The sequence below is a fragment of the Bradyrhizobium sp. BLXBL-01 genome (assembly GCF_051853025.1).
In the GTDB taxonomy this organism is placed as follows: Bacteria; Pseudomonadota; Alphaproteobacteria; order Rhizobiales; family Xanthobacteraceae; genus Bradyrhizobium.
The window spans coordinates 3977413-3997203 of the sequence record NZ_CP182471.1 but is presented as its reverse complement, the minus strand read 5'-3'; the positions used below and the strand labels follow the sequence as shown (position 1 = coordinate 3997203).

Sequence of the window (19791 nt, the reverse complement as noted above, 5' to 3'; positions counted from 1 at the left end):
TTATGTTGTAGCCGTGGGCGACGGCAAGCGTAATTCCCGGCGAGGAGCGGACGTCTTGTCAGTGGCTTCGGTCATCTCGGTGCTTGACGACGACCCCTACGTTCGGGCCGCGATCAACAATCTCTTGGAATCGCGCGGATACAACGTCCACACATTCGCCTCGGCGGAAGAGTTCTTGAGCTCGACCGATTCGAGCGACACCTCGTGCGTGATCGCCGACGTGCAGATGCCGCTGATGAGCGGAATCGATCTGTTGACGCAGATGCGGGCGCAGGGTTCGGCCACGCCGTTCATATTCATCACAGCTTTCCCGGATGACGGCGTGCGTGTGCGGGCACTCAATGCGGGCGCAATCTGTTTTCTCGGTAAGCCGTTCGCTGCCTCGGATCTGATGCAATGCCTGGACCGTGCGCTGGCACCCGATCACCAAACCACGTCGTGAGCGCCCGCGGCCCACAAACGCGGCAGTGACCGAGATCGCCGCGCTGGCGGCCTACTCAGAAAATTCGCGGAACTTCGCCACACCGCGAGGCCTGCGCCGACCGTCTCAATCTACCTTGATGTTCGCCGCCTTGATGATCGGCCACCATTTCGCGATCTCGGCCTTTTGCCGCGTGGCGAGCGCTTCGGGCGTGAGCTGATCCTTGGGCGTCATCTCCAGGCCCTGGCTTTCGAGCTGCTTCCTCACCGCAGGATCGTTCAGTGCTTCCACGGCCGCGGCATTGAGCTTTGCGACGATCTCCTTCGGCGTGCCCTTCGGCACCCACATGCCCGACCACAGCGTCATGTTGAAGCCTTTGAGGCCCGCCTCCTCCGCGGTCGGGATCTCGGGCGCCGAGGCGAGGCGCTTGTCGTCGGTGACGGCGTAGGCGCGGATGGTGCCGGCGCGGACCTGGCTGATGGAGTTGGAGGTCTGGTCGACGATGATGTCGATCTGGCCGGCGATCAGGTCGTTCAATGCGGGCGCCGTGCCGCGATACGGCACGTATTGCAGCTTGATGCCGGAGACGCTCTCGAAATAGACGCCGGCGATGTGGCTGCCGGAGCCTGCGCCGGCGGTGCCGGCGGTCGGCGGCGACGGCCGCGACTTCAGCCAGTCCAATAGCTCCTTCAGCGAGGTCGCGGGCGCCGCGTTCTTGCTGACCACGATCATCGGATTGCTCGGCAGCAGCACCACCGGCTCGAGGTCGGCGACGAGGTCGTATTTGAGCTTGTAGACGGCGCCGTTGGCGACGTGGGTGCCGAGATGGCCGAACGAGATGGTGTAGCCGTCGGGCGGCGATTGCACGGCACGGCCGACCCCGATCGAGCCGCCTGCTCCGGTCACGTTCTCGACCACCAGGGGCTGGCCGAGCGAAACGCGCATCCGCTCGGCAAGCACGCGCGCCATCGCATCCGACGGCCCGCCGGCCGCGAACGGCACGATGATGGTGATGGGACGGGAGGGATAATCGTCGGCGCGCGCGACGCCTGCGACAGCGAGAACAGCAATCAGCGCAGCCCAGACGGCCTTCGTCATTGTCTTCTCCCCAGCGATGTCGATATTGTTCTTGCTCTTCCCGCGTACGGGAAGAGGGATCATTCGTGGCGTATTGCCGCGCTAGAACTGGGAATAGTCGATCGGCTTGTGACGATCGAGCGTGCGGGTGACCGGCGGCAGCGGGTATTTCAGGCCGGTCGCGCAGTTGAACAGCATGACGCGGTCGGTCTTGCTGACGCGGCCGTCGGCGAGGCTCTCCTTGTAGGCGGCGTAGGTTGCGGCGCCCTCGGGACAGAGCAGCAGCCCCTCCTCGCGCGCGACCTCGTTCAGCGCCGCCGAGATCTTGTCGTCGTCGACCGCAATGGCAAAGCCCTTGCTCTCGCGCACCGCGCGCAGAATGAGAAAATCGCCGATCGCCTGCGGCACGCGGATGCCCGAGGCGATGGTGTGGGCGTCCTCCCAGCGCGTCGCGTGCTCGGTGCCGGCCTCATAGGCCCGCACCATCGGCGCGCAGCCCGAGGCCTGCACCGCAACCATGCGCGGGCGCTTTGATCCGATGAAGCCGATCTTCTCCAGCTCGTCGAAGGCCTTCCACATGCCGATCAGGCCGGTGCCGCCGCCGGTCGGATAGAAGATCACGTCGGGCACGTCCCAGCCAAGCTGCTCGGCGAGCTCCAGGCCCATCGTCTTCTTGCCTTCGATGCGGTACGGCTCCTTCAAGGTCGAGGTGTCGAACCAGCCGACCTTGGCCTTGCCCTCGCCGACGATCTTGCCGCAATCGTCGATATAGCCGTTGACGCGGTAGACGGTCGCGCCCTGGAGCTCGATCTCGCTGACGTTCACTTCAGGCGTATCCGCCGGGCAGAAGATCGTGGTCTTGATGCCGCAGGAGGTCGCATAGGCCGCCAGCGCCGCGCCGGCATTGCCGTTGGTCGGCATCGCCATGTGCTTGATGCCGAGCGCCTTGCCCATCGACACCGCCATCACGAGACCGCGCGCCTTGAACGAGCCGGTCGGCAGCCGTCCCTCGTCCTTGACGATGATCTCGCCGCCGCCAAGCTTCTTGCCGAGCTTGGGCAGCCGGATCAGAGGCGTCGTGACTTCACCGAGCGAGACGATGTCCTTGCATTTGCGAACCGGCAGCAGCTCGCGATAGCGCCACATGTCGCCGGGGCGTTGGGCGAGTGCGTCCTTGGTCAGCGCCTTCTTCACGCCCGCAAGATCGTAGCGCACCAGAAGCGGCTTGCCGGCCTTGGAGAGGTTGTGGACCTGGTCGGCGGCGTAATGGTCGCCTTCCATGGCACATTCGAGATGGGTGACGAAGGTCGGGCGCTCGATGGTGAGGTTGTCATTGTCGTGCATGGGATGATTTCCTTCTTGTTCTGCAAACGGCTCTCTCTGCTCGTCATTGCGAGCGAAGCGAAGCAATCCAGAGTCTTTCCGCAGAGGCGGTCTGGATTGCTTCGCTGCGCTCGCAATGACGGCGGTGGGCGGCGATGCCAGCCATCAAATATTCAACACCCGTCCGTACGCATCCAGCACGGCTTCCTTCATCATCTCCGACAATGTCGGATGCGGGAACACCGTGTGCATCAGCTCTTCTTCCGTGGTCTCCAGGTTCATGGCGACGACGTAGCCCTGGATCAGCTCGGTGACCTCGGCGCCGACCATGTGGGCCCCTAACAGCTGGCCGGTCTTCTTGTCGAAGATCACCTTGACCAGGCCCTGATCCTCCCCGAGCGCGATCGCCTTGCCGTTGCCGACGAAGGGGAAGCGGCCGACGCGGATCTCGCGGCCGTTCTCCTTGGCCTTGGCTTCGGTCAAACCGACGGAGGCCACCTGCGGATGGCAATAGGTGCAGCCCGGGATCATGTTCTTGTCCATGGGATGCGGGTGCAGGCCCTTGATCGCCTCGACGCAGATCACGCCCTCATGTTCGGCCTTGTGCGCGAGCATCGGAGGACCGGAGACGTCGCCGATGGCATAGATGCCGGGAACGTTGGTCTTGCCGTAGCCGTCGACCACGATGATGCCGCGATCGGTTTTGACACCGACTTTTTCCAGGCCGAGATTCTCGATATTGCCGACGACGCCGACCGCCGAGATTACGCGCTCGAACTCGGTCGTGACGGGCTTGCCCTTGCCGTCGTCGATGGTGGCGACGACGCTGTCGGCCTTCTTCTCCAGCTTTGTCACCTTGGTGGAGGACATGATCTTGATGCCCTGCTTCTCCAGCCGCTTGCGGGCGAAGCCTGCGATCTCGGCGTCCTCGACAGGCAGGATCTGCGGCAGCACTTCCACCACGGTCACGTCGGAGCCCATGGTGTGGAAGAACGAGGCGAACTCGATGCCGATCGCGCCGGAGCCGACCACCAGCAGCGACTTCGGCATCCGCTCCGGCACCATTGCTTCAAAGTAGGTCCAGATCAGCTTCTTGTCGGGCTCGAGGCCGGGCAGCACGCGCGGCCGTGCGCCGGTCGCGACGATGATGTGCTTGGCCTGATAAGTCCCCTCGCCCAGCGCGCCCTTCGGGCCCTCGACGTCGGACTTCTTCACGGTGACCTTGCCGGGCGCATCGATCGAGGCGGCGCCCCAGATCACGCTCACCTTGTTCTTCTTCATCAGGAAGCCGACGCCGTCGTTCAGCCGCTTGGAGACGCCGCGCGAGCGCTGCACCACGGCCTTCGGATCGAACGAGACCTTCTCCGCCGACAGGCCGTAGTCTTTGGCGTGCTGCATGTAGTGGTAGATCTCGGCCGAGCGTAAGAGTGCCTTGGTCGGGATGCAGCCCCAGTTCAGGCAGATGCCACCGAGATAGGACTTTTCGACGATCGCGGTCTTGAAGCCGAGCTGCGCGGCGCGGATCGCGGTGACATAGCCGCCGGGGCCGGAGCCGATGATGATGACGTCGAAGGATGTATCGGCCATAGCGGCTCCCGTTCAACTCAAGAAGCGCCGCGGGCGCGGCGCTTGACCAGAAAAGACCTCACCAGCCATTCGAGCACCACCACCAAAACCATGATGGTCAGCGCGGTGAGCACGATCGGCTGGGCGATGTTCCGTGCCAGCTGCTCGCCGGCAAAGAACGCAGAGTGAAGAAAATCGAGCCCGATCGGGTTGAGCGCGACGATGGCTCCGAGTAGCAGCGATATCCATGGCCAGCGGGTCCGGACATGCAAGGTTGCCCCCTCTGCCGCCGCGTCAGACCATCATCATCACAGGGTTTTCGATCAGCTGCTTGAACGCGCCGATCAGCTCGGCGCCGAGGGCGCCGTCGATGGCGCGGTGATCGCAGGACAAGGTCACGCTCATGATGTTCGCGATCTCGATCTTGCCGCCGCGCACCACGGGACGCTCCTCGCTGGTGCCGACCGCGAGAATCGTCGCATGCGGCGGGTTGATCACGGCGGTGAAGTGGCTGATGCCATACATTCCGAGGTTGGAGACGGCGGTGGTGCCGCCCTGATACTCCTCGGGCTTCAATTTGCGGGAACGTGCGCGCGCCGCAAAGTCCTTCATCTCGTTGGAGATGGTCGAGAGCGTCTTGGTCTCGGCCTTGCGGATGATCGGCGTGATCAGGCCGCCGGGCATCGCAACGGCAACGCCGACGTCGGAATGATGGTGCTTGACCATGCCGCTTTCGGTCCAGCTCACGTTGCAGTTCGGGATCTTCTGCAGCGCCACCGCCATCGCCTTGATGACGAAGTCGTTGACCGAGATCTTGTAGAGCGGCTTCTTCTCCTTGTCCTTGGGTGCAGCCGCATTGATCTCCTCGCGCGCGGCGAGCAGCTTGCCGATGTCGCAGTCGATGGTGAGATAGAAATGCGGGACGTTCTGGATCGACGCAGTCAGGCGCTGCGCGATGGTGCGGCGCATGCCGTCATGCGGGACAATGTCGTACGAGCCCGGCTCGAACAGCGACAGGATCTGCTTGTCCGACATGGTCGGCGCGATCGCCGGCGCGCCTGACGGCGCCGCGGCGGGTGCCTTGAGGCCCTTGCCGGATTTGGCCTGCTCGACGTCACGCGCGACCACGCGGCCGTGCGGGCCGGTGCCGGTGACCATGCCGACATCGATGCCGGCTTCCTTGGCGAGGCGCCGCGCCAGCGGCGATGAGAACACGCGACCGCCATGGCCATTTGCCTGGGCGGCCGGAGCTGCGGGCTGCGGCGCGGGTGCTGCGGGCGGCGGCGCGGCCTTGGGCGCAGCAGGCGCTGGCGCGGCAGCCGGTGCGGCCGCTGGGGCTTCGGCGGCCTTCGGCGGCGCGGCCGAAGCGCTGGGCTTGGCGCTCCCTGCGGCTTTCACGTCCTCGCCCTCACCGGCGAGCACGGCGATCACGTCGTTGACCGGAACGTCCTGCGTGCCCTCGGGCACCAGGATCTTGGCGATCGTGCCCTCGTCGATCGCCTCGACCTCCATGGTCGCCTTGTCGGTCTCGATCTCGGCAATGACGTCGCCGGATTTGACCTTGTCGCCTTCCTTCTTCAGCCACTTGGCGAGGTTGCCCTTCTCCATCGTCGGCGAGAGAGCGGGCATCAGGATGTTGATGGGCATGCTGACCTCAAGAAGAACTTTGCAAAACGTCGTCTCCGACAGCGGCGACGAACAGACCAGGTTTAGTTGCCGATGTCGCCCTGCCACAGGCGCTCATTGGCAGGGATGGAACGCCAATTCTTCATCATGGTGATGGAGCGATCGTCGGCAAGGTCGATCCAGGGGATGCCGAACTTGTCGAGGATATCCTTGGAGCCGGGGAACGTGATGGATTCTCCGATCACCACCATCTTGACCTTGAACAGCGCGAGCGCGCCGGCGCACATCGAGCACGGCGACAGCGTCGTGTACATGACGGTATCGTGGAACGAGATCGCGCCGGCCTCGCGCAGGCAGCTCATCTCGCCGTGCAGGATCGGATTGTTCTCCTGCACGCGATTGTTGTGGCCGCGGGCGATGATCTTGTTGTCGCGCGTCAGCACCGCCCCGATCGGCAGGCCGCCCTGCGCGATTGAGGCTTCCGCCTCGCGGATCGCCTCCAGCATGAAATCGTAATGATAGGATTCGATTGCCATGGTCAGTGCCCCTTGCCGCGCGGCGTCGTGGTGCCGGTGTCGGTGGGACGCTCCATCTCGGCCTGGAACATGTCGAGGATCCGGTTCAGCGCGTCCTCCTCGGTGTATTCGCTCTCGCGCGCATAGGCGCGCGCGGCGTGGCGGGCGAGATCGACGAGCAATAGCCCCCACATGTCGGGCTCCTCGAAGGCGCGCTGGAACGCCATCGACAGCCCGCCATCCAGCACGAAGACGCGCAGGATCTCGACCGCGTCGTCGCGGGTCATGACGTCGGGCGGCAGTGGCTGCTCCTTGGGGCCGCTCATTGCGACGAACTCGATGCGTCCTGGAGGACAAGAACCTTCCCGTCAAACTCTACTCCAATCGCTCGCTTCAGCATGGACCGGAGCGCAAGGAAACCAACGGCGAAAAACAAACCAGCCAAAACGACCGGCTGGAAGATCATCGCGTTGACGACGGTCGTGGCAGTGGCCGCAAATTCCGGATAGCCCAGCATGCGCGACAGGATCGCCACCAAAAGCATCACCGGAAACTCAACGACCATGACCACGAGCGGAATAGCCGCCGTAAAAGCCAGAGCTGCCAATATCCAGCGCCAGTAGATATGCCAGGTTAGCTTATACATGGTTGCCTATTCTACCTGTAGCAGACGGCTTTGGCGGCCTCGACCACCTCCGCCGCCGAGGGCAGCGCGAGCTTCTCCAGGTTCGCGGCATAGGGCATCGGTACGTCCTTGCCGGACACGCGCGTCACCGGCGCGTCGAGATAGTCGAAGGCGTTCTCCATGATGCGTGCGGCGATCTCGGCGCCGACGCCGCTCTGGGCCCAGCCCTCTTCCACCGTCACAGCGCGGCCCGTCTTCTTGACCGAGTTGACGATGGTCTCGGTGTCCATCGGCCGCAACGTGCGCAGATCGATCACCTCGGCCTCGATGCCGTCCTTGGCAAGCTCGTCGGCGGCCTTCAGCGCATAGGTCATGCCGTTCGACCACGAGATGATGGTGACGTGGCTGCCGGCGCGGACGATGCGCGCCTTGCCGATCGGGATGATGAAATCATCGAGCTTCGGCACTTCGCCGGTGTGGCCGTACAGCACCTCGTTCTCGAGGAAGATCACCGGATTGGGATCGCGGATCGCAGCCTTGAGCAGGCCCTTGGCATCGGCCGCCGAATACGGGGCGACGACCTTGAGGCCCGGAACGTGCGAGTACCAGGCCGAGTAGTCCTGGCTGTGCTGGGCGGCGACGCGCGCAGCCGCACCGTTCGGTCCGCGGAACACGATTGAGCAGCCCATCTGGCCGCCGGACATGTAGAGCGTCTTGGCCGCGGAGTTGATGATCTGGTCGATCGCCTGCATGGCGAAGTTGAAGGTCATGAACTCGACGATCGGCTTGAGGCCGGTCATCGCCGCACCGACGCCGACGCCGGCAAAGCCATGCTCGGTGATCGGCGTGTCGATCACGCGCTTGGCGCCGAACTCCTGGAGCAGGCCCTGGGTCACCTTGTAGGCGCCCTGATATTCGGCCACCTCTTCGCCCATCACGAACACGTCCGCATCGCGGCGCATCTCTTCGGCCATGGCGTCGCGCAGCGCTTCGCGGATGGTCTGCGTCACCATTTCGGTGCCGGCGGGGACTTCCGGATCGGGCTCGGCGACGGCCTGCGGAGCAGGCGCAGCTTTCGGCGCAGGCGCCTCGGCCTTTGCTGCGGCTGGCGGCGCGGACTCCGCAGCCTTCGCGGCCGCTGCAGGTGCTTTCGCCAGATCAGCCGCGCTCTCACCATCGGCGAGAATGGTCGCGATCGGTGTGTTTACCGCGACATCAGCGGTGCCTTCGGGGATCAGGATCTTGCCGAGCGTGCCCTCGTCGGTCGCCTCGACCTCCATGGTCGCCTTGTCGGTCTCGATCTCGGCGATCACGTCGCCGGACTTGATCGTCTCGCCCTCTTTCTTCAGCCATTTGGCGAGGTTGCCCTTCTCCATCGTGGGCGACAACGCGGGCATCAGCACTTGAATTGGCATATCGACTCCAAAGAAAGCTAGCGCGCGTTCAGCGGTAAACGTCGGTCCAGAGCTCGGCGGCATCCGGCTCGGGATCATGCTGGGCGAAATCGGCGGACGCGTTGACGATGTCCCGCACCTCGGCGTCGATCGCCTTCAGATCGGCCTCGCTGACCTTGGCGGCGAGCAGGCGGTTGCGCACCTGCTCGATCGGGTCCTGGTCGTGGCGAACCTTCTCGACCTCCTCGCGCGTGCGATATTTTGCAGGATCGGACATCGAATGGCCGCGATAGCGGTAGGTCTGCATCTCCAGAATGAAGGGACCCTTGCCGGCGCGGCACCAGGCCGCCGCCTCCTCGCCCGCCGCCTTCACGGCGCGGACGTCCATGCCGTCGACCTGCTTGCCGGGAATGTTGAAGGACGCGCCGCGCTTGGAAAAATCCTGCTGCGCCGAGGCGCGTGAGACCGAGGTGCCCATGGCGTAGCGGTTGTTCTCGATGACAAAGATCACCGGCAGCTTCCAGAGCTCCGCCATGTTGAAGCTCTCATAGACCTGGCCCTGGTTAGCCGCGCCGTCGCCGAAATAGGTGACGCTGACGTTACCGTTGCCGCGATAGTGATTGGCGAAGGCGAGGCCTGTGCCGAGCGAGACCTGCGCGCCGACGATGCCGTGACCGCCGTAAAAGTGCTTCTCCTTGCTGAACATATGCATGGAGCCGCCCTTGCCCTTGGAATAGCCGCCGCGGCGTCCTGTCAGCTCGGCCATCACGCCGTTGGCGTCCATGCCGGTCGCAAGCATGTGACCGTGGTCGCGATAGCCGGTGATGACCTGATCGCCCTCTTTCAGCGCCATCTGCATGCCGACCACCACGGCCTCCTGGCCGATATAAAGGTGGCAGAAGCCGCCGATGGCGCCCATGCCGTAGAGCTGGCCGGCCTTTTCCTCGAACCGCCGGATCAGGAGCATGTCGCGGAGCGCCTTGAGCTCCTGCTCCCTGGTGAATTCCGGGGGCGAACCGCCGTCGGACTTGTCCTGTGGAGCGCTTGCGGCGGCTTTCTTGGGTGCGGCCATGGGAATTCCGGGTCAGAGAAAACTTTCGCCCTCTCTAACCCAAGTCAAACGCCCTTGGAAAGCACCGCGGCGGCATGGCACGACTTTCATTATGCCGCACTGCAGCGTGATCGAAATATTGGAAAATCTTTGGCGCTGATCAGGCAACAAATCTATGCACGCCATGGCGTGCGCAGATTCGTGACCGGATCAAGAACGGTGCGTGCGCCAATCCCGAGATTCGGAGCGGGCGGCGCCGAAGCGGCGCCGCCCGCTCCGACCCGATCAGAAGAAGCCGAGCTTCTTCGGGCTGTAGCTGACCAGGAGGTTCTTGGTCTGTTGGTAGTGATCGAGCATCATCTTGTGGGTCTCGCGCCCGACACCCGACTGCTTGTAGCCGCCGAACGCCGCATGGGCGGGATAGGCGTGGTAGCAGTTGGTCCAGACCCGGCCGGCCTGGATCTCCCGGCCGAAGCGGTAGCAGCGATTGGCGTCGCGGCTCCAGACACCGGCACCCAAGCCGTAGAGCGTGTCGTTGGCGATCGCGAGCGCCTCTTCGTCGGTCTTGAAGGTCGTGACCGAGACGACGGGGCCGAAAATCTCCTCCTGGAAGATTCGCATCTTGTTGTGGCCCTCGAACACGGTCGGCTGGACGTAGAAGCCGCCGGTGAGATCGCCGCCGAGATCGGCGCGTCCGCCGCCGGCCAGCACCTTGGCGCCCTCCTGCTTGCCGATGTCGATATAGGAGAGGATCTTGCTGAGCTGCTCGCTGGAGGCCTGCGCGCCGATCATGGTGGCGGCATCACGCGGATCGCCCTGCTTGATCGCGGCGACGCGCTTGAGCGCCCGCTCCATGAAACGGTCGTAGATGTCGGCGTGGACCAGCGCCCGGCTCGGACAGGTGCAGACCTCGCCCTGGTTCAGCGCGAACATGACGAAGCCCTCGATCGCCTTGTCGAAGAAATCGTCGTCCTCGGCGGTGACGTCCTTGAAGAAGATGTTCGGCGACTTGCCGCCGAGTTCCAGCGTCACCGGGATGAGATTCTGGCTGGCATATTGCATGATCAGCCGGCCCGTCGTGGTCTCGCCGGTGAAGGCGATCTTGGCGATGCGCGGGCTCGACGCCAGCGGCTTGCCGGCCTCGAGGCCAAAGCCGTTGACGATGTTGAGCACGCCCGGCGGCAGCAGGTCGGCGATGATCTCGGCCCAGACCATGATCGAGGCCGGGGTCTGCTCGGCGGGCTTGAGCACCACGCAATTGCCGGCGGCGAGCGCCGGCGCGAGCTTCCAGCAGGCCATCAGAAGCGGGAAGTTCCAGGGAATGATCTGGCCGACCACGCCGAGCGGCTCGTGGAAATGGTAGGCGATGGTGTCGTGGTCGATCTCGCCGATCGAGCCTTCCTGGGCACGCACCACGCCGGCGAAATAGCGGAAATGGTCGATCGCGAGCGGCAGGTCGGCGGCGCGCGTCTCGCGGATCGGCTTGCCGTTGTCCCAGGTCTCGGCAATCGCGAGGCGCTCGAGGTTTTCTTCCATGCGGTCGGCGATCCGGTTCAGGATCGCGGCGCGCTCGGCGACGCTGGTGCGGCCCCAGGCGGCCTTGGCGGCATGCGCCGCATCGAGTGCCGCCTCGACGTCCTGCGCGTCGGACCGCGCGATCTTGCAGACGACCTGGCCGGTCAGGGGCGAGGCATTATCGAAATATTTCCCGGAGATCGGCGCGACGAACTTGCCGCCGATGAAATTGTCGTAGCGTTCGGCAAAGGGAACTTTGGTGACGCTGAGGAATTCCACCTTGTTCATTGATCACTCCCGATGTTGCTGTTTGCGCTTGTCGTCGCCTGTTCGCGACTTGCGCAGACGATGATGCGGGAGGCGTTTTCTGTCAGCCCGGGCGGACGCGATCGCGGAGCGGACCTGTCGCAGTTCTGCGACAGTTGTACTCGCCCGTCAGAAGCAAGGAGCAATTGGCGCACCAGCGGCTTCCACCGTCATTGCGAGCTGCGCTCGCAATGACGATTGAGGAATAGCGCGGCCTAGTGGTTCAGCTCGAACCGCTTGAGCTTCCGGTGCAGCGTGGCGCGGCTGACGCCGAGGGCCTTGGCGGCGGCGGAAACGTTGCCGCCGGCGCGCAGCAGCGCGCGTTGCAGCACCGCACGCTGGCCTCCGGCAAGATGATCGTGCGCGGCATCACCGCCGAGAAGATCGGCCGCGGGCATCGGCCGCAACGCACCGCCGGTCGCGATGCCGAGCGCCAGCCGGGCGGAGCGCGTTGCGCCGATCACCAGATCGTCCGCATCGACCGCAACGAGGCCGCCGCAGCTTCCGTCCGCCGCCTGCGTCAGCACGATGCGGGCATGGGCGAAGACCTTGCGAAACAGGTCGGCTTCGATCCGCTTGGCCGCCTCGCCCGCCGCGAGCGCGATCAGGCTGGCGAAGGCGTCGGTGCGGTCGGCGCGGCAGGAGGAGACGTCGAGCACGCCCGCGAGCGCCGCCTCGTGGTCGTAGATCGGAACGGCGGTGCAGCTCAGAAGCGTGTTGCGGGCAAAGAAGTGCTGGTCGCGATCGATGGTCAGCGGACGCTGCTCGACGAGGCAGGTGCCAATGCCGTTGGTGCCCTCATGCTCCTCGCTCCAGAGCGCGCCCGTCCACAGGCCCCAGGACTGAAACGTCGCATCGTCCGCCGCCGTGCCGCGGCGATCGACCGGCACGCCCTCGCGATCGGCGAGCAGCACACAGCAGCCCGCAGCGCCGACGGCCTGATATAGCCGGTCCATCGCGCCCTGCGCGGCCGCCAGAAGCGGCGCGATGCGCTCTTGCGCCTGCTGCAGCTCGGCTTCGGTCAGCCGCATCGGCGCGGCGCGACCGCTGGGATCAAGGTGATGCAATCGGGAGGAACGACGCCACGAGGCCACGAGCGCGGAGCGAGCCGCCTGGCCTGACGCGATGGCGGCCTCGACACGGGCCGCGTGATGCCGGGGCATTGTCCCATTCATCACAGTTTCCTCCGGATAGCAGTGTAGGACGTGCCGGTGCTGTCCGGTTGATCTGCGTCAACTTCAGCGAGCGCCACCAAAGGCATGAGCCCGCCGCGGCGCCGCCGTCAAGGCAACCGCGCGGTTCCGGGGTTACGACCTTCGCAGGAGGCAAAAGGACAGAGTGGTCGGATTTCAGCAGCGACTTTCGCTGCGGCTTTCAGAAGCTGCGGATGGCTAGTTCGCCGGGATCATCCGAACGAGATCGCGCGGATGGACATAGTCGAGCTGGAAGCGCGCCCGCTCGTCCAGCATGTCCGGGTCGATCTTCTCCGACCGCAGCAGCGACACCCGTTGCTCGCTCCTGGCCCGCTCGCGCTTGAGCTGAGCCAGCTCGCTCGTCAACGCGATGATCTCCTGATCCAGTTCCTGGCGGGCGTTGAGACCGTATTTGCCGGTATAGGCGTTGACGCCGAAATAGCCGACGATCGCCGCCGCCATCGCATAGAGGGCAAGGCCGGTCAGGATCGACTTCAGGCGCGCGCGTGAGACCATCTTCGGAAGATGGGACAGGTTGGTTAAGGGAGTGCTAATTGCCTCTCTCAATACGCCAATCGTCATGCCCCGGGTTGTCCCGGGCATCCACGTTCTTCAGTGAGGTCGGCAAAGACGTGGATGGCCGGGACAAGGCCCGGCCATGACGGAGAGAGCGAGAACTCAGCCCTGATTCTTCGCCACATGCGCGGCGAAGGCCTCGATGTATTGCTGCAGCACCGTCTTGAGGGAGTCCTTGGTCAGGTTGCCCTCCGCATCGAAGGCATCGCCGACGCCATTGAGATAGATTTCCGGCTGCTGAAGGATCGGACCGGAAATGCCAGGCAGGATGGTCTGCAGATGCTTGGCCGCACTGACGCCGCCGAGCGGACCCGGCGAGTTAGAGATGATGCCGACCGGCTTGCCGAGGAACGAGCTCTTGCCATAGGGCCGCGAGGCGACGTCGATGGCGTTCTTCAGGACGCCGGGAATCGAGCGGTTGTATTCGGGCGTGACGAACAGAACGCCATTCGACGTCTTGAGCTTCTCGCGGAAGGCGAGCCAGTCCGCGGGCGGCGCGCCCTCGAGGTCCTGGTTGAAGAACGAGATGCCCGCCGGCGTGATCACCTCGAGCTTGAGCGAGGCAGGCGCGAGCTTGGCGAGCGCATTGGCGATCTTGAGCGAGAAGCCGTCCTTGCGCAGGCTGCCAGCGATCGTGACGATGTTGTAGGCCATTGGGTGTCCTTGAAGGCTTGAGCGGGAATGCCGGGAGGGCACTTAAGCCATCCGGGCCGATAGATGCAAGTGCATGAACTGGTCGGATTTGGAAACGCTGCGTTTCCGGAAATGGGTCGGCTTGCGCTCCATCCGGGCCACAATCAAAAGCAATCAGGCCGCCAAGCGGCGGCCTGATGTGTCTCGATAACCGACCGAACCGATCACTTGTTCGGGTTGATGAGGAATTTTTCGCCGGTGGCGCGCTTGGCATAGACCCCGATATTGGCGAGATCGAGCGCCTCGGCGAGCGACACCACCTTGGTGTAATGGCTGGCGAAGGTGGTCTTGAGCTCGGATGCCACGCGCTGGCGCAGGCGGCCGATCTCGGCCGGGCCGATGTTCTGAAGGAATGGCGTAAGCAGCCAGCCGCCGACGCCCCAGCTCAGGCCGAACGAGCGGTTCAGCTCCGTCGGCCGCGTGTCGAGGCTGCCATAGATGTAGACCTGCTTGTACACGTTGGAGCCGTAGCGGCTGTACTCCTTCGCGGTCTTGTTGGCCGCGATCTCCATCGCGGTCAGGATCTGGCTCGCCAGCTTGCCGCCGCCGATGGCGTCGAAGGCGATGGTGGCGCCGGTCTCGACCAGCGCGTTGGTGAGATCGTCCATGAAGCTCGGTACGCTGGAATCCACGACGTATTTGGCGCCGATCTTGTGCAGGATGTCGGCCTGCTCCTTGTTCCTGACGATGTTGACGAGACCGATGCCGTCCTTGATGCAGATCTTGTTGAGCATCTGGCCGAGATTGGATGCGGCCGCCGTGTGCACGAGCGCCTTGTGGCCCTCCCGCCGCATCGTCTCGGTCATGCCGAGTGCGGTCAGCGGATTGACGAACCAGGAGGCGCCGTCGGCGGCCGTGGTGCCCGGCGGCAGCTCCATGACGTCGCGGACCTTCAGCACGCGGTACTGCGTGTACATCGCGCCGCCGATCATCGACACCGTCTTGCCCATCAGGGCCTTCGCTGCGTCCGACGATCCAGTCCGGATCACCGTGCCGGCGCCCTCATTGCCGACCGGCAGCGACTGATCGAATCTCGCCGCCATCATCCGCATCGCCGCCTCCGGCATCGTCGCGGTGATGACCGGCATCTCCTTGGTGCCGGAGGCCTTGGCGGCCGACATGTCGGCCGCCCCGATCAGCAGCCCGAGGTCTGACGGGTTGATCGGGGTCGCCTCGACGCGAACCACGACCTCATCGTCGGCCGGCTCCGGCGTCGGGACCGTCACGAGAGACAATTCCAGCTCGCCGCTTTTCTTGAGCAGCGAACGCAATTCCAGTCCGGTCTTGCCGTCACTCATGTCGATCCTCCCCTGTCCTTCTCTTCGCGCGGATCGAGACGCCGGCTTATGCCAGCGCCTTCAGTGCCGCCTTGCCGCCATAGAGCGCCTGCTTGCCGAGCTGCTGCTCGATGCGCAGGAGCTGATTGTATTTGGCGGTGCGATCGGACCGCGCAAGGGAGCCGGTCTTGATCTGACCGCAATTGGTGGCGACCGCGAGGTCGGCGATGGTGGAATCCTCGGTCTCGCCGGAGCGGTGCGACATCACCGAAGTGTAGCCGGCCTTGTGCGCCATCTCGACGGCGGCGAGCGTCTCGGTCAGCGTGCCGATCTGATTGACCTTGATCAGGATCGAATTGGCGCGGCCGGTCTTGATGCCTTCGGCGAGGCGCTTGACGTTGGTGACGAAGAGGTCGTCGCCGACCAGCTGGCACTTCTTGCCGATGAGGTCGGTGAGCTCCTTCCAGCCGTCCATGTCGTCCTCCGACATGCCGTCCTCGATCGTCACGATCGGATAGCGCGAGACGAGGTCTGCAAGATATTTCGCCTGCTCGGAGATCGAGCGGGTCTTGCCCTCGCCTTCATAGACGTATTTGCCGTCCTTGAAGAACTCGGTCGAGGCGCAGTCGAGGCCGAGCATGATGTCGGCGCCCGCCTTGAAGCCGGCCTTGCCGATCGCGTTCATGACGAAGTCGAGCGCGGCGTCGGCCGACGGCAGGTTCGGGGCGAAGCCGCCCTCGTCGCCGACATTGGTGTTGTGGCCGGCCTTCTTCAATTCGGACTTCAGCGTGTGGAAGACTTCCGCGCCGTAGCGCAAACCTTCGGCGAACGAGGATGCGCCGACCGGCAGGATCATGAATTCCTGGAAGTCGATCGGGTTGTCGGCGTGCACGCCGCCATTGATGATGTTCATCATCGGCACCGGCAGCAGGCGCGCCGAGGTGCCGCCGACATAGCGGTAGAGCGGCATGTCGAGCGAGTTCGCGGCCGCCTTGGCGCATGCCAGCGAGACGCCGAGAATGGCGTTGGCCCCGAGCCGGCTTTTGTTCGGCGTGCCGTCGAGGTCGATCATGATCTGGTCGATCTGGGCCTGCTGCTCGACGTCGAGGCCGCTGAGGGCCTCGAAGATCTCGCCGTTGACGGCGCCGACCGCCTTGGTCACGCCCTTGCCGAGATAGCGGGCCTTGTCGCCGTCGCGCAGTTCCACGGCCTCATGGGCGCCGGTGGAGGCGCCGGACGGAACCGCGGCGCGGCCGAGCGCGCCGTCCTCCAGCACGACATCGACCTCGACGGTGGGATTGCCCCGGCTATCGAGAATTTCGCGGCCGATGATGTCGATGATGGCGGTCATGATGTCCACTTCCGTTCGTTGGGGCTGATCGGTGCCGCGGGTCTTACACGGGCCGCAAGCAAATGTGAACGCTTGGACGCACTGCTCTGACTGACGCGTGAGGTGCCTCAGACTATGCTCCGCCGCACCTGGTCCGCGTGCCCAACCTCAATCTCAAACAGTCGGGGTAACGCCATGAATCGCCGCCAGTTTCTTGCTTCGAGCGCCGCGCTGCTTGCCGCCCGCCCAGGTTTTGCGCAGGAAGGCCCGTTCCGGACGAGATACTATCCCATCAGCCCGGGCATCGGCCTGCATGATCTCACCCCCGCCCCCGACGGCACCATCTGGTTCACGGCGCAGGGCAAGGGCCTGCTCGGCAGACTCGATCCACGCGATGGCCGTTTCAAGACGGTCAGCCTCGGCCAGGGCGCGGCCCCACACGGCGTGACGATCGGCCCCGACGGCGCGCCCTGGATCACCGAGGGCGGCCAGAACGCGATCGCGCGGGTCGCCCCTTCCGATCTCAGCGTCACGCTGTTCCGCCTGCCGGAAAGGTTCGCCTCAGCCAATCTCAACACCGGCGTGTTCGACAAGGACGGCACCTATTGGTTCACCGGGCAATCCGGCTATTACGGCCGGCTGTCTCCGAAGACCGGCGAGATGAATGTGTTCAAGGCGCCGAAGGGGGTGGGCCCCTACGGCATCACGGCGACGCCCAAGGGTGATGTCTGGTACGCCTCCCTCGCTGGCAGCCATATCGCGAAGATCGACCGCGCGGGCGGCAATGCGACCGTGGTCGAGCCGCCGACCCCGAACCAGGGCTCGCGGCGCGTCTGGTCGGATTCGAAAGGCCGGATCTGGGTCAGCGAGTGGAACAGCGGCCACGTCTCGGTGCATGATCCAGCCGACGGCTCGTGGAAGACCTGGAAGCTGCCGGGCGAACGTCCCCGCGCCTATGCCGTGTATGTCGATGACAAGGACAAGGTCTGGCTGACCGATTTCTCCGCCAACGCCATCGTCCGCTTCGATCCCGCAACCGAGAAGTTCAACGTGTTCGTGAGCGACAAGGCCAACGCCAATGTCCGCCAGCTCGACGGCCGTCCGGGCGAGCTGTGGGGCTGCGAGTCCGGCAACGACCGCATCGTCATGATCCAGACCATCGCCGCCGGTTGACGACGGCCGCGATTGCGTCCATCCCGACATCCGTAAAAGGATGTGACGACGATGGCGAAAAAATCCCTCCAACTCGGCCGCGCGGTCGAGTGGCCGCACACGCCGGAAGAAGCCCAGCTCGATCGCGTACCCAATCCGCAGAAGGGCACGGACTATCTGGTCCGCTTCACCGTGCCGGAATTCACCTCGCTCTGCCCGGTCACGGGCCAGCCGGATTTTGCGCATCTGATGATCGACTACGCGCCGGGGGCGTGGCTGCTGGAATCGAAATCGCTGAAACTCTACATCGCGAGCTTCCGCAATCACGGCGCCTTCCACGAGGACTGCACCGTGATGATCGGCAAGCGCATCGCTTCCGAGATCAAGCCGAAATTCTTGCGCATCGGCGGCTATTGGTATCCGCGTGGCGGCATCCCGATCGACGTGTTCTGGCAGACCGGCCGCGTGCCGAAGGGCCTGTGGGTGCCTGAGCAAGGCGTTGCGCCCTATCGCGGACGGGGCTAGTTGGAGACGACGACGATGACATCAATCTCCGCAACATTCCGTAACTTTGCGCTAGGTGTCCTCGGCGTCCTCTTGCTGACCGGCACATCGGATGCCGCTGAGGTGCGGGTGATGATCTCCGGCGGACTGACGGCCGCCTACAAGGCGCTCGTGCCGGAATTCGAGAAGGCCACGGGCAACAAGGTGCTCACGGAATACGGGCCGTCGATGGGAACGACCGCCAACGCGATTCCCGTCCGGCTCGAGCGCGGCGAGCCGGCCGACGTCCTGATCATGGTGGGCTATGCCCTGAGCGACCTCGCGAGCAAAGGCAAGGTCGTCGCCGGCAGCCAGGTCGATCTCACGAGGTCACCGATCGGAATCGCGGTGAAATCGGGCGCGCCGAAGCCGGACATCAGCTCGGCCGATGCCGTCAAGCGCGCGCTGCTGGCGGCGAAGACGATCGCCTATTCCGACAGCGCCAGCGGCGTCTACGTCTCGACCGAGATGTTCGACAAGCTCGGCATTGCCGACGTCATGAAGGACAAGGCCCGCAAGATTCCGGCAACGCCGGTCGGCGAGATCGTCGCGCATGGCGAGGCCGAGCTCGGCTTTCAGCAGATCAGCGAATTGAAGCCCGTCAAGGGCATCGACATCGTCGGACCGCTGCCGGACGAATTGCAGAAGATTACGATCTTCTCGGCTGGGATTGCGACGGGCGCAAAGGAGCCGGAGGCTGGCCGCGCCTTGATAAACTTCCTCGCCTCCCCCGCCGCACGCGACGCGATCATCGCGAGCGGGATGGAGCCTATCGCGGCAGCTGACGGGGCGAAGTGAGACAACCCGGCCCGTGTCCGGACGCGGTGCAGCGTGAAACGCTGCGCCGCTGGCGCGGACCCGGCGCGACGAATTTCTGGACCCCATAGCAGATCGACGTTGCGCGCGTGGCTTACCTCTGCGAGTCAGTATATCTAGCCCAATCTAGGAACGCTTAGCTATGCTCACCGTCTATGGCGAAGGTCGTGGCTTCCGTGTTGTTTGGCTGCTTGAGGAATTGGGGTTGGCTTATCGGCTGCGCCCGGTCGATCTGCTGGCAGCCGAGGTTGATCGCGATTTCCTCGCGATCAACCCCGCCGGCTTCATTCCCGCACTGCAGGACGGCGAGACGATCATGGTCGAGTCGATCGCGATTCTTGAGTACCTGCTTGCCCGCCACGGCTCAGGTTCGCTTGCCGTCGCCCCGGACGATCCCGCGTTCGCTTCCTATCTGCAATTTCTCCACTTGGGCGAGGCCGGGCTCGCCGGACCGATGAACGCCGTCTTGGTCGGTCGCCAACTGGCACCCGAAGCCGAGCGAAATGCCCGAGTTACCTGCTGGGCGCTCGAGACCTTCGAGAGCCGCCTGGGGTTGGTGATCCGCCGCCTCGCGGAGTGCCCCTATCTCGCTGGCGACCGATTCACTGCTGCCGATATCTCGGTGAGCTACGCCCTCCTGCTCGGCCTGCGAACTGGCAACTATGTCCCCGGTTCTACCGAGCGGGACTATCTCGCTCGCACGACGGCACGCCCTGCCTACGCCCGAGCGATGGAAAGCTGCCAGGCCACCAAGGCTTGGGCGGCGAGATCACCGGGATTGTAGTGCTCGAG

The 19791-nt window shown here is 64.5% G+C and carries 21 protein-coding genes; 5 read left to right on the top strand and 16 right to left on the bottom strand.

The genetic code is table 11. The features are described 5' to 3' along the window. Positions 1 to 55: 55 nt before the first annotated feature. Positions 56 to 442 (top strand): response regulator transcription factor, encoded by a 387-nt coding sequence (locus tag ACNJYA_RS18545; RefSeq protein ID WP_212257297.1) that lies wholly within the window; start codon positions 56 to 58, stop codon positions 440 to 442. 105 nt (positions 443 to 547) lie between these two features. Here ACNJYA_RS18545 and ACNJYA_RS18540 read toward each other — a convergent pair whose 3' ends face one another. From ACNJYA_RS18540 to eno, 16 genes are all read right to left on the bottom strand, one after another. Continuing rightward, complete coding sequence (locus ACNJYA_RS18540) at positions 548 to 1519, bottom strand: tripartite tricarboxylate transporter substrate binding protein BugD (RefSeq protein WP_172783644.1); 972 nt, start codon at positions 1517 to 1519, stop codon at positions 548 to 550. An 81-nt stretch (positions 1520 to 1600) separates the two neighbouring features. After that, positions 1601 to 2842 carry a threonine synthase gene (locus ACNJYA_RS18535; RefSeq protein WP_172783643.1) on the bottom strand — a complete coding sequence of 414 codons (1242 nt, stop codon included), beginning with the start codon at positions 2840 to 2842 and terminating at the stop codon, positions 1601 to 1603. A 144-nt stretch (positions 2843 to 2986) separates the two neighbouring features. Next, the gene (gene lpdA, locus ACNJYA_RS18530) at positions 2987 to 4408 is read right to left on the bottom strand and encodes a dihydrolipoyl dehydrogenase (protein WP_439403356.1); all 1422 of its coding nucleotides are present in this window, start codon (positions 4406 to 4408) and stop codon (positions 2987 to 2989) included. 17 nt (positions 4409 to 4425) lie between these two features. Further along, positions 4426 to 4659 carry a hypothetical protein gene (locus ACNJYA_RS18525; protein ID WP_439403355.1) on the bottom strand — a complete coding sequence of 78 codons (234 nt, stop codon included), beginning with the start codon at positions 4657 to 4659 and terminating at the stop codon, positions 4426 to 4428. A 22-nt stretch (positions 4660 to 4681) separates the two neighbouring features. Next, a complete protein-coding gene (locus ACNJYA_RS18520; RefSeq protein WP_439403354.1) occupies positions 4682 to 6034 on the bottom strand; it encodes a pyruvate dehydrogenase complex dihydrolipoamide acetyltransferase in 1353 nt (450 codons plus the stop codon). Between the two features lie 62 nt (positions 6035 to 6096). Beyond that, entirely contained in the window at positions 6097 to 6549 is a 453-nt protein-coding gene (locus ACNJYA_RS18515; RefSeq protein WP_172783639.1) for a nucleoside deaminase, read from the bottom strand. Between the two features lie 2 nt (positions 6550 to 6551). After that, positions 6552 to 6854, bottom strand: a complete 303-nt coding sequence (locus ACNJYA_RS18510; protein ID WP_439403353.1) for a DUF5076 domain-containing protein — start codon at positions 6852 to 6854, stop codon at positions 6552 to 6554. Next, positions 6851 to 7174 carry a hypothetical protein gene (locus ACNJYA_RS18505; protein ID WP_172783637.1) on the bottom strand — a complete coding sequence of 108 codons (324 nt, stop codon included), beginning with the start codon at positions 7172 to 7174 and terminating at the stop codon, positions 6851 to 6853. The genes ACNJYA_RS18510 and ACNJYA_RS18505 overlap by 4 nt, the downstream gene beginning before the upstream one ends. A gap of 11 nt (positions 7175 to 7185) precedes the next feature. Next, the gene (locus tag ACNJYA_RS18500) at positions 7186 to 8568 is read right to left on the bottom strand and encodes a pyruvate dehydrogenase complex E1 component subunit beta (RefSeq protein WP_212257197.1); all 1383 of its coding nucleotides are present in this window, start codon (positions 8566 to 8568) and stop codon (positions 7186 to 7188) included. Positions 8569 to 8596: 28 nt separating this feature from the next. Beyond that, the gene (gene pdhA / locus ACNJYA_RS18495) at positions 8597 to 9619 is read right to left on the bottom strand and encodes a pyruvate dehydrogenase (acetyl-transferring) E1 component subunit alpha (RefSeq protein WP_172783635.1); all 1023 of its coding nucleotides are present in this window, start codon (positions 9617 to 9619) and stop codon (positions 8597 to 8599) included. A gap of 264 nt (positions 9620 to 9883) precedes the next feature. Further along, complete coding sequence (gene adh / locus ACNJYA_RS18490; RefSeq protein WP_172783634.1) at positions 9884 to 11401, bottom strand: aldehyde dehydrogenase; 1518 nt, start codon at positions 11399 to 11401, stop codon at positions 9884 to 9886. 233 nt (positions 11402 to 11634) lie between these two features. Further along, a complete protein-coding gene (locus ACNJYA_RS18485) occupies positions 11635 to 12594 on the bottom strand; it encodes a GAF domain-containing protein (RefSeq protein ID WP_439403352.1) in 960 nt (319 codons plus the stop codon). Between the two features lie 216 nt (positions 12595 to 12810). Then, positions 12811 to 13128, bottom strand: coding sequence for an FtsB family cell division protein (locus ACNJYA_RS18480; RefSeq protein ID WP_025036496.1), 318 nt, complete (start codon positions 13126 to 13128; stop codon positions 12811 to 12813). Between the two features lie 162 nt (positions 13129 to 13290). Then, positions 13291 to 13842: an NADPH-dependent FMN reductase gene (locus ACNJYA_RS18475; RefSeq protein ID WP_212257199.1), complete on the bottom strand. Its 552-nt coding sequence runs from the start codon at positions 13840 to 13842 to the stop codon at positions 13291 to 13293. 203 nt (positions 13843 to 14045) lie between these two features. Further along, entirely contained in the window at positions 14046 to 15179 is a 1134-nt protein-coding gene (locus tag ACNJYA_RS18470; protein ID WP_212257200.1) for a zinc-binding dehydrogenase, read from the bottom strand. Positions 15180 to 15225: 46 nt separating this feature from the next. Continuing rightward, positions 15226 to 16509 carry a phosphopyruvate hydratase gene (gene eno, locus ACNJYA_RS18465; protein ID WP_172783630.1) on the bottom strand — a complete coding sequence of 428 codons (1284 nt, stop codon included), beginning with the start codon at positions 16507 to 16509 and terminating at the stop codon, positions 15226 to 15228. Positions 16510 to 16683: 174 nt separating this feature from the next. On the opposite strand from eno, the gene ACNJYA_RS18460 reads away from it, so the two are divergent. The 4 genes from ACNJYA_RS18460 to ACNJYA_RS18445 all read left to right on the top strand — a co-directional run bounded on the left by ACNJYA_RS18460 (position 16684) and on the right by ACNJYA_RS18445 (position 19783). Beyond that, positions 16684 to 17661 (top strand): Vgb family protein, encoded by a 978-nt coding sequence (locus ACNJYA_RS18460; protein WP_439403351.1) that lies wholly within the window; start codon positions 16684 to 16686, stop codon positions 17659 to 17661. A 51-nt stretch (positions 17662 to 17712) separates the two neighbouring features. Continuing rightward, the gene (queF, locus tag ACNJYA_RS18455; protein WP_061881832.1) at positions 17713 to 18165 is read left to right on the top strand and encodes a preQ(1) synthase; all 453 of its coding nucleotides are present in this window, start codon (positions 17713 to 17715) and stop codon (positions 18163 to 18165) included. A gap of 15 nt (positions 18166 to 18180) precedes the next feature. Beyond that, positions 18181 to 18981 carry a substrate-binding domain-containing protein gene (locus ACNJYA_RS18450; RefSeq protein ID WP_212257202.1) on the top strand — a complete coding sequence of 267 codons (801 nt, stop codon included), beginning with the start codon at positions 18181 to 18183 and terminating at the stop codon, positions 18979 to 18981. Between the two features lie 160 nt (positions 18982 to 19141). Then, positions 19142 to 19783: a glutathione S-transferase family protein gene (locus ACNJYA_RS18445; protein ID WP_172783627.1), complete on the top strand. Its 642-nt coding sequence runs from the start codon at positions 19142 to 19144 to the stop codon at positions 19781 to 19783. Positions 19784 to 19791 lie beyond the last annotated feature (8 nt).

Bases quoted from the DNA above. Each gene is read 5' to 3' on its own strand.
- ACNJYA_RS18540 (WP_172783644.1), bottom strand. From the start codon at position 1,519: ATGACGAAGGCCGTCTGGGCTGCGCTGATTGCTGTTCTCGCTGTCGCA.
- queF (WP_061881832.1), top strand. From the start codon at position 17,713: ATGGCGAAAAAATCCCTCCAACTCGGCCGCGCGGTCGAGTGGCCGCAC.
- ACNJYA_RS18535 (WP_172783643.1), bottom strand. From the start codon at position 2,842: ATGCACGACAATGACAACCTCACCATCGAGCGCCCGACCTTCGTCACC.
- ACNJYA_RS18450 (WP_212257202.1), top strand. From the start codon at position 18,181: ATGACATCAATCTCCGCAACATTCCGTAACTTTGCGCTAGGTGTCCTC.
- ACNJYA_RS18475 (WP_212257199.1), bottom strand. From the start codon at position 13,842: ATGGCCTACAACATCGTCACGATCGCTGGCAGCCTGCGCAAGGACGGC.
- ACNJYA_RS18500 (WP_212257197.1), bottom strand. From the start codon at position 8,568: ATGCCAATTCAAGTGCTGATGCCCGCGTTGTCGCCCACGATGGAGAAG.
- ACNJYA_RS18445 (WP_172783627.1), top strand. From the start codon at position 19,142: ATGCTCACCGTCTATGGCGAAGGTCGTGGCTTCCGTGTTGTTTGGCTG.
- ACNJYA_RS18460 (WP_439403351.1), top strand. From the start codon at position 16,684: ATGAATCGCCGCCAGTTTCTTGCTTCGAGCGCCGCGCTGCTTGCCGCC.
- eno (WP_172783630.1), bottom strand. From the start codon at position 16,509: ATGACCGCCATCATCGACATCATCGGCCGCGAAATTCTCGATAGCCGG.
- ACNJYA_RS18515 (WP_172783639.1), bottom strand. From the start codon at position 6,549: ATGGCAATCGAATCCTATCATTACGATTTCATGCTGGAGGCGATCCGC.
- ACNJYA_RS18480 (WP_025036496.1), bottom strand. From the start codon at position 13,128: ATGGTCTCACGCGCGCGCCTGAAGTCGATCCTGACCGGCCTTGCCCTC.
- pdhA (WP_172783635.1), bottom strand. From the start codon at position 9,619: ATGGCCGCACCCAAGAAAGCCGCCGCAAGCGCTCCACAGGACAAGTCC.
- ACNJYA_RS18470 (WP_212257200.1), bottom strand. From the start codon at position 15,179: ATGAGTGACGGCAAGACCGGACTGGAATTGCGTTCGCTGCTCAAGAAA.
- adh (WP_172783634.1), bottom strand. From the start codon at position 11,401: ATGAACAAGGTGGAATTCCTCAGCGTCACCAAAGTTCCCTTTGCCGAA.
- lpdA (WP_439403356.1), bottom strand. From the start codon at position 4,408: ATGGCCGATACATCCTTCGACGTCATCATCATCGGCTCCGGCCCCGGC.
- ACNJYA_RS18485 (WP_439403352.1), bottom strand. From the start codon at position 12,594: ATGAATGGGACAATGCCCCGGCATCACGCGGCCCGTGTCGAGGCCGCC.
- ACNJYA_RS18520 (WP_439403354.1), bottom strand. From the start codon at position 6,034: ATGCCCATCAACATCCTGATGCCCGCTCTCTCGCCGACGATGGAGAAG.
- ACNJYA_RS18510 (WP_439403353.1), bottom strand. From the start codon at position 6,854: ATGAGCGGCCCCAAGGAGCAGCCACTGCCGCCCGACGTCATGACCCGC.
- ACNJYA_RS18505 (WP_172783637.1), bottom strand. From the start codon at position 7,174: ATGTATAAGCTAACCTGGCATATCTACTGGCGCTGGATATTGGCAGCT.